The following is a 14,187-nucleotide window of genomic DNA, read 5'->3' as shown; positions in this document are numbered from 1 at the left end:
CTCCCGCGCCAACTGTTGCGTGGGGAAAGCGTGTAAGCCGCGTGCAAGACCCTTGCGTGCCGGGCGTCGAGGTCATAAGACTGCGGGGGAGAACTAGAACGCGTACTAGTTCGTGCGGGGCAGCCGCCGGGACGGCCCGCCACGCCGGCGCTGTGCAGAGTGTGCAGGAGAGGACGAGCTCATGGCCGCGGAACCCGTCATCGTCGAAGCCGTACGCACCCCCATCGGGAAACGCGGGGGAGCCCTGGCCAACCTCCATCCCGCCTACCTGCTCGGCGAGACCTACCGCGAGCTCCTGGCCCGTACCGGAATGCAGCCCGACTGCGTCGAGCAGATCGTCGGCGGCACCGTCACCCACGCCGGCGAGCAGTCCATGAACCCCGCCCGCAACGCCTGGCTCGCCATGGGGCTCCCGTACGAGACCGCCGCGACCACCGTGGACTGCCAGTGCGGCAGCTCCCAGCAGGCCAACCACATGGTCGCCAACATGGTCTCCGGCGGGGTCATCGACATCGGCATCGCCTGCGGGGTGGAGGCCATGAGCCGGGTCCCGCTGGGCTCCGGCTCCAAGCACGGGCCCGGCAAGCCCTTCCCGGACGAATGGAACGTCGACCTCCCCAACCAGTTCGAGGCCGCCGAGCGCATCGCCCGCCACCGGGGCCTGACCCGCGAGGACGTCGACCGGCTCGGCGTGCTCTCCCAGGAGCGGGCCGGGACGGCATGGGCCGAGGAGCGCTTCAAGCGCGAGACCTTCGCGGTCCAGGTCCCGACGACGGAGGAGGAGCAGGCCGCCGGGCAGGGCATGTGGCGCCTCGTCGACCGGGACGAGGGCCTGCGGGACACCACCATGGAGGGCCTGGCCCGGCTCAAGCCGGTCATGCCGACGGCCGTGCACACCGCGGGGAACTCCTCCCAGATATCCGACGGCGCCGCAGCCGTGATGTGGGCCTCGCGCAAGATGGCCCGTGCGCTGAAACTCAAGCCGCGCGCCCGGATCGTCGCCCAGGCGCTGGTCGGCTCGGACCCGCACTTCCACCTGGACGGGCCGATCGACGCGACCCGGGCGGTCCTCGGCAAGGCCGGGATGTCCCTCAAGGACATCGACCTCGTCGAGATCAACGAGGCCTTCGCCTCCGTCGTCCTCAGCTGGGCGCAGGTCTTCGGCCAGGACCTGGAGAAGGTGAACGTCAACGGCGGCGGCATCGCCCTCGGCCACCCGGTTGGCGCCACCGGCGCCCGGCTGATCACGACCGCGCTGCACGAGCTGGAGCGCCGCGACAAGGAGTTCGCGCTGATCACCATGTGCGCGGGAGGCGCGCTGGCGACCGGGACGATCATCCAGCGGCTGTGAGGGGATGCGGGACGCGGAAGGCCCCGGTGGCCGGCCTGGTGGGGCCGGCCACCGGGGCCTTCGGGTGCACGCTGTGCTGTCGTGCCGTGTTGCTGGGGGTGTGGCCGCCGGCTTAGTACCAGTGGTTGGCCTTCCAGAAGTTCCAGGCGCCGACGGGGCTGCCGTAGCGGTCGTTCATGTAGTCCAGGCCCCACTTGATCTGGGTGGCCGGGTTGGTCTTCCAGTCGGAGCCCGCGGAGGACATCTTCGACGCGGGCAGGGCCTGGACCAGGCCGTAGGCGCCGGAGGAGGAGTTGGTGGCGGTGTGGTCCCAGCCGCTCTCGTGGGAGACGATCTTGTCGAAGGCGGCGAACTGGGCCGGGTCCTTGATCATTCGCTGGGCGATCGCCTTGGCGCTCGTCGGGGCGGCCTGCGCGGGCACGGTGGCGAGCATGGAACCCGCGACGCCCAGAGCGAGGACAGAACCGGCGAGGGTCTTCTTCGAAGCGGCGATGCGGCGGATGACGGCGTTGGACACGGAGGGAACCTTCCGACGGGAACAGGGGCGGTCGCGGCATGCCGAAGACATGCGTGAGCCACTCACGCGGTGGAGAGGGGTTCGTCCGGCGGGGGCCGTGGGGCCCGGCCGCCTCGGCGACATCACCAGTTAGCCAGGCCCCCGCCGCCCTGGCAACGCCCCCCTGCTACTAGCGGCCTTCGCAGGTGGGGAGGAACGGCCCGCCCCGCCCGGGCCGGGGTTCGGGCAGGTGGCCGGGGGTGCCGGCGGGTCGGCGGGGTCTACTACCGCGGGCCGAATGTGACGTGGGTCCTGTGGGCCGCCTCACCGCCCAGCGGCCCGATTGTCACGTTATGTACCCGGTTGAGGCCTCTTGGGTGGGTGTCCCAGGTCACTTCCGGCCCCCGAATCGAAGGAGACCGGGGCGTCGAACGCAGCTTTCCGAGTCGCGCGCCGCAGCGCCTTCAGCAGGGTGGCCCCGAGCGTGAGGGTCAGGACGACCGTCAGCGCGGCCCGGCCCAGGTCCCAGCCGACCGAGGTGGCCAGGCAGTACGCGACGAACCGGGCCAGGTTCTGCGGCACCGGGTCGCCGGGGTGGAAGGAGACGCCCTGCCCCATGCCCTGGAGGAGCACCCAGCCCTGGAGGTTCATGACCGTCCCGTAGGCGAACGAGCCGAGGAACCCGTACGCCGCGAGCAGCGCGAGCTCGGCCCGCCCCCGGATCCGCTCCGGCCCCGGCAGCAGCCCGGCACCCAGCGAGAACCACCCCAGGGCCAGCATCTGGAACGGCATCCACGGCCCCACCCCGCCCGTGAGCAGGGCGGACGCGAACATGGTGACCGAGCCCAGGACGAACCCGAAGCCGGGACCGAGGACGCGGCCGCTGAGCACCATCAGGAAGAACATCGGCTCCAGGCCGGCCGTGCCCGCGCCGAGCGGCCGCAGGGCCGCCCCCACGGCGGCGAGCACCCCCAGCATCGCGACGGCCTTCGAGTCCATGCCCTGGTCGGCGATGGTCGCGACGACGACCGCCACGAGGAGGGGCAGCAGCGCGGCGAAGAGCCACGGGGCGTCCTGGGAGTGGGCGAGGCCGGACTGGCGGTCGGCGAGCAGGGGCCAGCCGAAGGCGGCGATGCCGATGAGGGTGACCAGCGCCAGGGCCGCCGCCGCGCGGGGACCGACACGGACGGGGCGGGGGCGGGGTGCGCGGCCGCTCATGCGGGGGCTCCGGGGGCCGGGGCTTCGGGGGCGGGGGCTTCGAGCGTGGGGGCTTCGAGGGCGCGGGCTTCGAGGGCGGCGGCGACCTGGGACACCGTGAGCCAGTGGCCCGGGGCCAGGACCTTGGCGACCTGCGGGGCGAAGGCGGGGGAGGACACCACGACCTCGGCCGTCGGACCGTCCGCGACGATCTCCCCGCCCGCCAGGACGACCACCCGGTGGGCCAGCTCGGCGGCCAGCTCCACGTCGTGCGTCGCGAGGACGATGGCGTGGCCGTCGGCGGCGAGGCCGCGCAGCGTCTCCACCAGGCGGGCCTTCGCGGCGTAGTCCAGGCCGCGGGTCGGCTCGTCCAGCAGCAGCAGGGCCGGCCGGCCGGTCAGGACCAGCGCGAGCGCCAGGGTCAGCCGCTGGCCCTCGGACAGGTCACGGGGGTGGGTGCCGTCCGGTACGCCGGGCAGCAGGGCGCTGACCAGGGCGCGGCAGGTCCCCGGGGCCGCGTCGGCATCGGCGTCGGCCGCCGCACACTCGGCGGCGACCGTGTCGGCGTAGAGGAGGTCACGGGGCTCCTGGGGGACCAGGCCGACCCGGCGGACCATCTCCTGCGGCGGAGTCCGGTGGGGGACCCGGCCGCCGACCGTCACCTGGCCGGTGGAGGGGGCGAGGGTGCCGGTGAGGGCGGCGAGGAGGGTGGACTTGCCGGCGCCGTTGCGGCCCATGAGGGCGACGGTCTCGCCGGGGGCGACACGGAGGGTGACGTCGCGCAGCACCTCGGCGCGGCCGCGGCGGACGCCGAGGGCGGTGGCGGTGGCGGCCGCGTCGGCCGGGGCCGCGGGCTCCGCGGGGGCGGTGCGGCGCCGGCCGAGGATCCGGGTGAGCCACCCGTGGGGGGCGGGGCCGGTGCCGGGGGCCGCTGCGCGGAGCTGCTCCCCGCCCCGCCCTTCGCCCGTTCCCCGGGGCGCTGCCCCGGACCCCGCTCCCCCGGGGGCTCCGCCCCCGGACCCCCGCGCCTCAAACGCCGGCGGGGCTGGGAGGGGGGCTTCGGCTCCGGGCTCCCGGGCCTTGAAGGTCGGCGGGGCCGGGGTGGGGGCTCCGGCCCCGGACCCCCAGGCCTCAAAGGTCGGCGGGGCCGGGGTGGGGGCTTGGGCCCCGGGCTCCCGCGCCTCGAAGGGCGGCGAGGCTGGGAGGGGGGCTCCGGTCGCGGACTCCCGCGCCTCGCACGTCGGCGAGGTTGGGGCGGGGGCTTCGGCTCCGGGCTGGCGGGTCTCGGAGGGCGGCGGGGTCAGGCGGGAGAGGAGGGGGGCGGCGTGGCGGCGGGCGTCGCGGATCGAGAGGGGGAGCGGGGACCAGCCCGCGAGGCGGCCCAGGGAGACGACCGGCGGGTGGACCGGGGACACCGCCATGACGTCCGCCGGCGAGCCCAGCACCGGCGCCGCCCCGCGGGACGGCAGGAGCAGCACCTGGTCGGCGTACTGCACCACCCGTTCCAGGCGGTGCTCCGCCATCAGGACCGTCGTGCCCAGGTCGTGGACCAGGCGTTGCAGCACCGCCAGGACCTCCTCCGCCGCCGCCGGGTCCAGCGCGGAGGTGGGCTCGTCCAGGACCAGGACGCGCGGGTGCGGCGTGAGGACCGAGCCGATCGCCACCCGCTGCTGCTGCCCGCCCGACAGGGAGGCGATCGGACGGTCGCGCAGCTCGTTCAGTCCGAGGAGGTCCAGCGTCTCCTCCACCCGGCGGCGCATCACCGCGGGCGGCAGGCCCAGCGACTCCATCCCGTACGCCAGTTCGTCCTCCACCACGTCCGTCACGAAGTGCGCCAGGGGGTCCTGCCCCACCGTGCCCACCACGTCCGCCAGCTCACGCGGCATGTGCGTGCGGGTGTCCCGCCCCGCCACCGTCACCCGCCCCCGCAGCGTGCCGCCCGTGAAGTGCGGGACCAGTCCGGACACCGCCCCCAGCAGTGTCGACTTGCCGACACCCGACGGGCCGACGAGGAGGGTCAGCTCCCCCTCCGGGACGGTGAAGTCCGCGTCGCGGAGGGAGGGGTGCGCGGCGCCGTCGTATGTCACCGACACCTGCTCGAAGCGGATCAACGGGAAGACTCCTCGGGAGGAACGGGGGCCACGAAGGCCGGGAGCAGGCCGATCAGGACGGCCGCCGCCGGCCACAGCGGCAGCGCGGGAACCACCAGCGGGACCACCCCCGGCCGCAGCCCCTCCGGGTCCACCGACCCGGCGTGGACCAGCAGCGCCGCCACCGCCGCCCCCGACCCGGCGACCAGCCAGGCCCGCGCCCCCCACCGGTCGGGCCGGTAGCGGGTGCGGATGCTGCGCCGCCCGCCGAGCCGCAGCCCCGCGAGGGCCAGCGCGAGGCCGGTGCCGAGCACGGGCAGCCCGTACGCGGCGCCTTCCGCCGCGAGCAGCCCGTACGTACCGGCGCACATGCCGAGGAGGCCGCCGAGGGTGAGGGCGTTGGTGGTGCGCCGCACGGCCGGCGGAACCTGCGCCGTACGCCCGTAGCCGCGCGCGTCCATCGACGCGGCGACCGCCACCGAGCGCTCCAGCGCCCCCTCCAGCACCGGCAGGCCGATCTGGAGGACGGCCTTCACCCCGCCGGTGGGGCGCCCGCGCAGCCGGCGGGCGGTCCGCAGCCGGGCCACGTCGGCGACCATGTTCGGCGCGAAGGTCATGGCGACGACCACTGCCACGCCCGCCTCGTACAGTGCGGCGGGCAGCGACTTCAGCAGCCGCGCCGGGTTGGCGAGCGCGTTGGCGGCGCCGACGCAGATCAGCAGCGCGGCCAGCTTCGCGCCGTCGTAGAAGGCGAAGACCAGCTGCTCGGCGGTGACCCGCCCGCCGAACCGGACGCCCTGCGCCCAGGCCGGGAGCGGGACTTCGGGCAGGGTGACGAGGGTGTGCGTGCCGGGGATCGGGGAGCCCAGCAGCACGGAGAAGAGCAGCCGCAGCCCGATGACGAAGAGGCCGAGCCTGACGAAGGCGCCGTAGGAACGCGCCCACGGCGCCTCCGTGCGGCGGGCGGCGACCACGTACCCGGCGACGGCGACGATCAGCCCCAGGAGGAGGGGATGGGTGGTCCGGGACGCGGCGGTGGCGAGCCCGAGGGCCCACAGCCACCAGGCCCCCGCGTGCAGGGCGTTCCCGCGCCGGGCCTCGGGGGCCCGCCAGGGCCTTTCCCTTTTGTACGACGGCCCGTGCGGGGCGCCCGCCCGCCCGGCGGCACCGGTCCGGGCCGGGGGTAGGTGCGCGGGTGCCGCGCCGTGCGTGGTGCGCCCGACGCCGCGCCGGGCGGGGTACCCACCCGTGCGGGTGGACCCCGTGGGCGGCCGGCCGGCGCCGGCCGGCCCGCCGGGAGGGCGCGCCGTCATCGCCTGCGGCGGCGGGACTGCCAGACGGTGGCCCCGCCCAGGGCCAGCAGCGCCGCGACCCCGAGGAACAGGCCCGCCGAGGGACCGGAGGAGTCCTCCTGCGCCGACGGGGCGGCTTCGGCGGGCGCCGGGCTCCGCGGCTCCCCGTCGGCGATCGGCTCGCCACAGCCCGTCTTCGGGAAGCCGGAGATCCCGCACAGCAGCGCCGCACTGTTGTAGCGCAGCGGCTTCGCCACCTCCGCCAGCGCCTCCGCCGCCGTGGCCTCCGGGGCCAGCTGGGCGCAGGCGGTGCGCGGGGTGTCCTGCGGCGGGGTCTCGCCGCCGGGCGCGTCCCCGGGCACCCCGAAGTCGATGACCACCGCCACCCGCTTGCGGCCGTCCGCCGGGGCGGTGCCGGCGCAGACGGCCTGGAAGTCGGCGGCCGCGCGCGGCCGGGCGGCCTCATCGGCGGCGTCCTTGCTCACCGAGAAGCGGAAGCCGAGCGTGGCGCCGTCCGCGGGGCGGGCCGTCGAGGGGCCCTGGGTGGCGTACGCCCAGCTGCCGCCCGCACCGTCCCAGAACGACCAGTAGCGGTAGCCCGCCGCCAGGGCCGGGGAGGCCGCGAACAGGGTGAGGGCCAGACCCAGGACGCCCAGGCCGCCCAGGACGCCGAGGACGCCCGCGACCGCACCCGCCGCCGTGTGCGGACGGCGGCCGGTCACAGCTGGTTCTTCTTCCGGCGGCCGCTCAGCAGGATGCCGATGCCCATGCCGGCGGCGGCGCCCGCTCCGACGATCCACCAGATGCCCTGGTTGCCGGAGCCCGGCTCCTCCTTGCCCTCCACCTTCTGCGCGTCGGCGTCCGCGCGCTGCGGGGCCGGGCCCGTGGCGTTCAGGGCCGAGACCAGGTCGGTGCCGCCGAAGGACTTCGGGTCGGTGCCCGTCGCGTGGGCGGTCAGGACGAGGGTGGCCAGGGCGGCCGGGTTGTCCTTGGACCACTGCGCGGAGTTCTTCTGGAGCCACTCCAGCGCGCCCGCCGCCGACTGCCGGTGGCCCGCCGCGGCGAGGGCGATGACGGCGTCGGCGGTGTTGCCGGTGTCCGCCACGGGCTGGTCGGAGCCGGGAGTGACGGCCGTGAGGTGGCCGTCCTTCCTGAGGGCCTCGGCCAGGTAGCCGGCCGCGCCCCGGGCGGCGCCCGCCGGGTCGGCGGGGCCGGCCGGGCAGGCGAGCGCGGCGGCCGCGGTGTCGGAGGCAGCCGGCTCGACGAGGATGCCCTTGCCCAGACCCGCCAGGGCGGCGGCGGCCGTGGCGTCGGCGTTGGCGGCGAGCTTGCCGTCGGCCGGCTGGTAGCCGAAGGCGCCCCGGTCGGAGGCCGGCTCGGTTGAGCAGCCCAGCTGGAAGGAGAGCAGGCCGTCGTACGCGGACTTGCCCGCCTTCGACTTCACCTGGTCCGGCGTCTCGCCCGCCGTGGCCAGCGCGCTGATCACGATCGCGGTGGAGCTGCCCTCGCTGGGGGAGCCGGGGACGTAGGCCCAGCCGCCGTCCTCGTTCTGTACGGACTTCAGCCAGTCGGTCGCCTTCTTGACCTCGGCGTCCTTGCCGCCGAGGGCCTTCAGCGCCTGCACGGCGACGGCGGTGGCGTTGGTGTCGAACACCGTCTTCGCGTCGCATGCGGCGCCCGCGTCCGGCCGGAAGGAGGCGAAGCCGCCGTTCGCGCACTGCTGGCCGGTGAGCCAGGCCACGGCCTGCGGGGCGGGCTTCACGCCCGCCGTCCGCTGGGCGAGCAGCGCGAGGGACTGGCGCCACACGCCGTCGTACGTCGGGTCGGCCTTGCCGAACAGGCCCGAGGGGAGGACCGGGGGCGCGGAGGGGGAGGGCGGCGGGGTGTCGGCGAGGGCGGCGGGAGCGACGCCGACGCAGAGCACGGCGGATGCGGCGAGCGCTGCGGCGCTGCGGCGGACGTTCATGGCGGGGCGGGTGCCTCTCGTACGGGGGGCGGGAGACAGGCACGCGCAGGCACCGGGCTCCGGCTCCGTTTACCTCGACGGTGCCGGCCGCCGGAGGACCCGGCGGCACGAGCCGCGCACCTCCGGTACGGGGCATTCCGGCTCGCCGTCCCGCGTGCTGCGGGCCGGGTCACGGTTGCGGGTCAGCGCCGGATTCGCACCGGCTTCCCCCCATACGGAAGTGTGGACGACGGGCTCACTGTACCGGCCCGTAGCCAGCGGGTCGGGGGGCCCGGGGCGGCAGTGCCCCTTACCGGGGGCGGCCCGGAGTGCGGCCCCGTGGCCGGGCGCGGCGGGCGGGGGCCGGCTCCGGCCGCACCGGATCACAGCGCCCGGTACGCCACCGGGTCCGTGCCCGGCACCGCCTCCGCCCGGCCCTGCTTCACCAGCCGCCGCAGGTGGGCCTCCGCTTCCGAGACGGCGATGTTCCGGGATCCGTACGGGATCTGCTCCCAGGGCCGGTTCCACTCCATCCGCTCCGCGAGCCCCCAGGGGGTCAGGGGCTCGGCCAGCAGCCGCCACAGCCCGGTCAGCCGCTCCTCGTGGTGCTCCAGCAGCTCCCGCACGCGGGCGGGGGCGTCGGTGAAGGCGTGCTGGTGGGCGGGTAGCACCTCGGCGGGCCCCAGGCGGCCGACGCGTTCGAGGGAGTCGAGGTAGTCGCCCAGGGGGTCGGTGACGCGGGTGTCCCCGGGGGCCTCGTACAGGCCGATGTGCGGGGAGATCCCGGGCAGCAGGTGGTCTCCGGAGAAGAGCCGGCCGTTGCCGGGCAGGCCCGCGGGGTGGGCCTCCTCCAGGTGCAGGCAGACGTGGCCGGGGGTGTGGCCCGGGGTCCAGATCGCGCGCAGGCGGCGCCCGGCGAGAGGCAGCAGCTCGCCGGGGACGATCTCCCGGTCGGGGACGGCGGCGCGCAGCCCGGGCAGGGTCCGCATCCGCCCGCTCGCCCGGGCCGCGCGCAGGGGGGCGACGTGCTCCTCGGGGGCCCCGGCGGCGGCGAGCTTCTCGCCCATGTAGTCGAACCAGACGCCCGGCTCGGCGGAACGGGTCCGCACGACGACCTCGGTGTCGGCGGCGTGCATGGCGATCCACGCCCCCGAGGCCTCCCGAACCTGGCCGGACAGGCCGTGGTGGTCGGGATGGTGGTGGGTGATGACCACCCCGTGCACGTCGGCGACCGCGAGGCCGAGCACGCCCAGCCCGGCGATGAGGGTGTCCCAGGAGGCGGGGTCGTCCCAGCCGGTGTCGACCAGGACGGGCCCGCGGCCGGTGTCGAGTACGTGGACGAGGGTGTGGCCGAGCGGGTTGTCGGGGATGGGCACCTTCAGGGCCCAGACACCCCCGCCGTGGTCGGTGACGTGGGGGGTGGTGGTCGGGGTGGGGTGAGGTGCCGGTCGGGGGGTGGGGTGAGGCGTGGGCTGGGGTGCGGCCTCTGACATGGGGGCTCTCCCTGCTGACTGGCCGGTGACGAGAACGCGTTTCAGTAGGAGCCCAAGTCGACCATCTCGCGGGCTTCCTGACTACCCGCAGGATCTTGCGGCAGCCCGCGCCCGGCCGTGTGCGGACCGTGGACTCCTCGAACTAGAACTGGTATCAGTTCTGCGACATCGGTGAGATCGTGCGCAGCCCCTGGAGGCATCGGACATGACCGAGCTCGTGGAACACGCCCAACTGTTCATCGGCGGGGAATGGACGGATCCGCTGGGCACCGGCACCATCCGGGTCGTCTCCCCCCACACCGAGCAGGTCATCGGCAGCGTCCCGCACGCCTCCGAGGCCGATGTGGACCGCGCCGTGGCCGCCGCCCGCAAGGCCTTCGACGAGGGCCCCTGGCCGCGCCTGTCGCTGGAGGAGCGGACCGCCGTCGTCTCCCGGATCAAGGACGCCATCGCCGTCCGGCACGAGGAGATCGCCCGCTCCATCAGCTCCCAGAACGGCTCCCCGTACTCCTGGAGCATCCTCGCCCAGGCCCTCGGCGCGATGATGGTCTACGACTCCGCCATCAAGGTCGCCGCCGCATACCCCTACGAGGAGCGCCGTCAGGGCGCGCTCGGCCCGATCCTCGTGCGCCGCGAACCGGTCGGGGTCGTCGCCGCCGTCATCCCGTGGAACGTCCCCCAGTTCGTCGCGGCGGCGAAGCTCGCGCCCGCGCTGCTCACCGGCTCCGCGGTCATCCTCAAGCCGTCCCCCGAAGCCCCCCTGGACTCCTTCATCCTGGCCGACATCGCACGGGAGGCCGGGCTGCCGGAGGGCGTGCTCTCGGTCCTGCCCGCCGACCGCGAGGTCAGCGAGTACCTGGTCGGACACCCGGGCGTCGACAAGGTCGCCTTCACCGGCTCCGTCGCCGCCGGCAAGCGCGTCATGGAGGTCGCCGCGCGCAACCTGACCCGGGTCACCCTCGAACTCGGCGGCAAGTCCGCCGCCGTGATCCTGCCCGACGCCGACGTGGAGAGCACCGTCGCCGGGATCGTCCCGGCCGCCTGGATGAACAACGGTCAGGCCTGCGTCGCCCAGACCCGCATCCTCGCCCCGCGCAGCCGGTACGCGGAGGTGGCCGAAGCCCTCGCGGCGGCGGCCGGCGCCCTGGTCGTCGGAGACCCCCTCGACCCCGCGACGCAGCTCGGCCCGCTCGTCGCCGAGCGCCAGCAGCGGCGCTCCCTGGACTACATCCGGATCGGCCAGGAAGAGGGGGCCAAGATCCTGGCGGGCGGCGGCCGCCCGGCCGGCCTGGAACGGGGCTGGTACGTGGAGCCCACCCTCTTCGGCGACGTCGACAACTCGATGCGGATCGCCCGCGAGGAGATCTTCGGCCCCGTGGTGTGCCTGATCCCCTACGGGGACGAGGAGGAGGCGGTGCGGGTGGCCAACGACTCGGACTTCGGCCTGAGCGGCAGCGTCTGGACGGCCGACGTCGAGCACGGCATCGACTTCGCGCGCCGGGTGCGCACGGGCACCTTCAACGTGAACACCTTCAGCCTGGACATGCTGGGACCGTTCGGCGGCTACAAGAACAGTGGCGTGGGGCGGGAGTTCGGCCCGGAGGGACTGAGCGAATACCTGGAGCACAAGATGATCCACCTCCCGGCGGGTGCGTGATGGGGGACCGCTGGCAGGTCGAGGTCGACCGGGGGGTCTGCATCGGAGCGGGCATGTGCGTGAACCACGCCCCGGACGCCTTCACCCTCGACTCGGCCCGCCAGTCCCACCCCCGCTCCCCAGTCACGGACGCCAACGAACCCACGCTGACGGCGGCGGAGGGCTGCCCGGTGGAGGCCATCCTCATCACCCTGTCCCCGTCGGGGGAGGCGGTGTTTCCGCCGGAGGAGTGAGGTGTGGGGTGGGGGGCGGGGTGGGGGAGCGGGGTTTCGGTGGGGCGGTGTCAGGGCTGGTTCGGGGGTTTCCCGTCAGTCCCATCGTCGTTCCGTGTCGTGCCGGCCCGTCAAGGGCGCTCCTTCGTCGCGTCGCTTCGCGATGGCCTTCGGCCACCCTTGACAGCCCGTCCCGCCCCGGAAAGCCGAAAGACTGCCGGGAAGCCCCCGAAAGAACGGTCACCAGGGAGAGGTCCCAGGAGCGGGTCTCTCAGGGACGAGGCGAGGGGGTAGGGGTCATGACCCCTTCCCGGATCCGGGCCCATCGAGGCAATGCCCGTGTCCCGGGTCGCTACGCGGTTCTCTTGGTTCGGCGACCGGCGGCCGTCTGGGGTTGATACCCGCACCAGACGTTGACCAGGAGACCATCCGGCGGGCTGCGCAGGCCACCAACCGCCAATTGGCCCGCGTGCGGGGGGTGATGGGCCTGACAGACTCGAAGCCTGACTACTCAGGGAGTTGTGATGCAGGTAGCCGTGGTCACCTTCGACGGGTTCAACGAACTCGACAGCTTCATCGCCTCAGCACTGATCAACCGGTCCGGTCTGGAGGCCTTCATCACGACGCCGACCCCGGTGGTCACGTCGATGAACGGCGTCGAGGTGACCGGGCAGCGGTCGATGGATTTCGTGACCGAAGCGGATGTCGTGCTGATCGGCAGTGGGGTGAAGACGCGTGACGTGGTCGCCGACGACCGGCTCCTGTCCATGCTGCCGCTCGACCCTTCGCGCCAGCTGATCGGTTCGCAGTGCTCCGGCGCGCTCGTGCTCGCGCGGCTCGGCTTGCTGGGTGACATGCCCGCCTGCACGGACATGACGAGCCGGCCCTTCGTCGAGGCCTGCGGCGTCACCGTGCTGGACGCCCCCTTCCACGCCGAGGGGAACATCGCCACCGCCGGCGGCTGCCTGGCCTCCCAGTACCTCGCCACCTGGGTGATCAGCCGCACCCTCGGGGAGGAAGCCGCTCGCGCTGCCATCGACTACGCCGCCCCGGTCGGTGAGAAGCTGGAGACCGTCCAGCGCTCCCTGCGCGCTGTCCACGCCGGTGAGAGTGCCTTGATCTGACACGCCTACTGCTGCCGGATGGGCTCCTGATCAACATTTGGTGCAGGTACCAGCCCCAGACGGCCGCCGGACGCCAAGCAATGAGGAGCACGTAGCGATCTGATGCGCCCATCGGCTTCCCGCGCTGCTCTGGTCGCTGTTCGGTGCGGGTGGGGCCGGGCCCCCGGTCCTGGGCGTGGGACAGGGGGCCCGGATGCCCGGCGGGCCATGGCCCTGGCCCCTCGCCTCGTCCCTGAGAGGCCCGCTCCTCGGACGTGTCCCTGGTGACCGTTCTTTTGGGGGTTTCCCGGCAGTCTTTCGGCTTTCCGGGGCGGGTCGGTCGGTCAAGGGTGGCCGAAGGCGATCGCGAAGCGACGCGACGAAGGAGCGCCCTTGACGGGCCGGCCCGACGCGGAAGGACGATGGGACTGACGGGAAGCCCCCAAACCTCCCTGATCCGGTCCCGGGAGACCCCGCACCCGCACCCCCACCCCTACGCCACAATCAGGCCTTTCGCGCCGCAGCCGCCCCCGCCGGAGCCGAAGCCCCCGCCCCCGTCAGGTCGATCAACCGGCACACCGTCTCGATGTCGATCTTCACCTGGGCGATCGACGCGCGGCCCGAGAGCCAGGTGATCAGGGCCGAGTGCCAGGTGTGCTCGATGACCCGGACCGCAGAGAGCTGTTCCGCCGTCGGCGGGGCGTCGAGGCCCATGGCGTCCAGGATGATGGCCGTCGTCAGCCGCGAGACCGTGTCCACCTCGGGCGAGACGCTCCGGTCCGCGAAGGTCAGGGCGCGCACCATCGCGTCCGCGAGGTGCGGTTCCCGCTGGAGGGCGCGGAAGGCGCGCATCAGGGTCTCCGCGACGCGGGCCGCCGGCTCCTCGCCCGCCGGGGGGCGCTTGCGCAGGGTGGTGTGCATGTGCTGGAGCTGGTCCTGCATGGTGGCGACGAGCAGGTGCACCTTGGACGGGAAGTAGCGGTAGAGGGTGCCCAGCGCGACGTTCGACGACTCCGCGACCTCCCGCATCTGCACGGCGTCGAAGCCGCCCCGGCTGGCCAGCTGCGCGCTCGCGTGCAGGATGCGGCGCCGGCGCGCCTCCTGGCGTTCCGTCAGGGGAGGCGTCACGGCCTTCGCTTCCGCTGTCATGTGTCCCGTTCCTGGCGTTCCGTGTCGTTGCGGCGGCTGATTCCGGGATGGTCCGCGGGTCAGCATGTCAGGCGCCCGAGCCGTGGCGCGAATCACCTGCTCCGCCTCTTACGGTGTGGTTTCCGGCCGGTAGATTCAATGGTCTTCAGGGGATCAACTCTGAAACTTGTTCTACATTATCCGAGCGGTTACGCTCCGGCGA

Annotated in this window: 12 protein-coding genes and 1 riboswitch; of the genes, 4 read left to right on the top strand and 8 right to left on the bottom strand. The window is 74.2% G+C overall.

What is annotated here, in order from left to right; translation table 11 throughout:
* The first annotated feature begins 181 nt into the window (after window positions 1-181).
* Window positions 182-1,351 (top strand): steroid 3-ketoacyl-CoA thiolase, encoded by a 1,170-nt coding sequence (locus ACZ501_RS02680; RefSeq protein ID WP_361611362.1) that lies wholly within the window; start codon window positions 182-184, stop codon window positions 1,349-1,351.
* A 112-nt stretch (window positions 1,352-1,463) separates the two neighbouring features.
* On the opposite strand, the gene ACZ501_RS02675 is transcribed toward ACZ501_RS02680, so the two are convergent.
* From ACZ501_RS02675 to ACZ501_RS02645, 7 genes are all read right to left on the bottom strand, one after another.
* Window positions 1,464-1,868: an aggregation-promoting factor C-terminal-like domain-containing protein gene (locus ACZ501_RS02675; protein ID WP_468791964.1), complete on the bottom strand. Its 405-nt coding sequence runs from the start codon at window positions 1,866-1,868 to the stop codon at window positions 1,464-1,466.
* A 330-nt stretch (window positions 1,869-2,198) separates the two neighbouring features.
* On the bottom strand, window positions 2,199-3,065 hold the full coding sequence (locus ACZ501_RS02670; protein ID WP_361604278.1) for an ECF transporter S component: 867 nt from the start codon (window positions 3,063-3,065) through the stop codon (window positions 2,199-2,201).
* Window positions 3,062-5,155: an ABC transporter ATP-binding protein gene (locus tag ACZ501_RS02665; RefSeq protein WP_468791961.1), complete on the bottom strand. Its 2,094-nt coding sequence runs from the start codon at window positions 5,153-5,155 to the stop codon at window positions 3,062-3,064. The genes ACZ501_RS02670 and ACZ501_RS02665 overlap by 4 nt, the downstream gene beginning before the upstream one ends.
* Entirely contained in the window at window positions 5,152-6,447 is a 1,296-nt protein-coding gene (locus ACZ501_RS02660; protein ID WP_468791958.1) for an energy-coupling factor transporter transmembrane protein EcfT, read from the bottom strand. The genes ACZ501_RS02665 and ACZ501_RS02660 overlap by 4 nt, the downstream gene beginning before the upstream one ends.
* Window positions 6,444-7,148, bottom strand: a complete 705-nt coding sequence (locus tag ACZ501_RS02655) for an SCO2322 family protein (protein ID WP_468791955.1) — start codon at window positions 7,146-7,148, stop codon at window positions 6,444-6,446. Before ACZ501_RS02655 ends, ACZ501_RS02660 begins: the two co-directional genes overlap by 4 nt.
* Window positions 7,145-8,392: a prenyltransferase/squalene oxidase repeat-containing protein gene (locus ACZ501_RS02650; protein WP_468791952.1), complete on the bottom strand. Its 1,248-nt coding sequence runs from the start codon at window positions 8,390-8,392 to the stop codon at window positions 7,145-7,147. Before ACZ501_RS02650 ends, ACZ501_RS02655 begins: the two co-directional genes overlap by 4 nt.
* 131 nt (window positions 8,393-8,523) lie before the next feature.
* Window positions 8,524-8,601: riboswitch (cobalamin riboswitch) on the bottom strand.
* A 153-nt stretch (window positions 8,602-8,754) separates the two neighbouring features.
* Window positions 8,755-9,864 (bottom strand): MBL fold metallo-hydrolase, encoded by a 1,110-nt coding sequence (locus ACZ501_RS02645; RefSeq protein WP_468791949.1) that lies wholly within the window; start codon window positions 9,862-9,864, stop codon window positions 8,755-8,757.
* Between the two features lie 205 nt (window positions 9,865-10,069).
* Here ACZ501_RS02645 and ACZ501_RS02640 point away from each other — a divergent pair, with 205 nt between their 5' ends.
* The 3 genes from ACZ501_RS02640 to ACZ501_RS02630 all read left to right on the top strand — a co-directional run bounded on the left by ACZ501_RS02640 (window position 10,070) and on the right by ACZ501_RS02630 (window position 12,857).
* On the top strand, window positions 10,070-11,521 hold the full coding sequence (locus ACZ501_RS02640) for an aldehyde dehydrogenase (RefSeq protein ID WP_361604263.1): 1,452 nt from the start codon (window positions 10,070-10,072) through the stop codon (window positions 11,519-11,521).
* Window positions 11,521-11,754, top strand: coding sequence for a ferredoxin (locus ACZ501_RS02635; protein WP_361604260.1), 234 nt, complete (start codon window positions 11,521-11,523; stop codon window positions 11,752-11,754). The genes ACZ501_RS02640 and ACZ501_RS02635 overlap by 1 nt, the downstream gene beginning before the upstream one ends.
* Window positions 11,755-12,257: 503 nt before the next feature.
* Window positions 12,258-12,857 carry a DJ-1/PfpI family protein gene (locus ACZ501_RS02630; protein ID WP_361604257.1) on the top strand — a complete coding sequence of 200 codons (600 nt, stop codon included), beginning with the start codon at window positions 12,258-12,260 and terminating at the stop codon, window positions 12,855-12,857.
* Between the two features lie 483 nt (window positions 12,858-13,340).
* Here ACZ501_RS02630 and ACZ501_RS02625 read toward each other — a convergent pair whose 3' ends face one another.
* A complete protein-coding gene (locus tag ACZ501_RS02625) occupies window positions 13,341-13,985 on the bottom strand; it encodes a TetR family transcriptional regulator (RefSeq protein WP_361604254.1) in 645 nt (214 codons plus the stop codon).
* Between the last annotated feature and the right edge of the window lie 202 nt (window positions 13,986-14,187).

The sequence above is a fragment of the Streptomyces sp. NPDC034085 genome (assembly GCF_055575555.1).
Note: the sequence above shows the minus strand (reverse complement) of the source record. Positions and strands in the feature narration are given on the sequence as shown.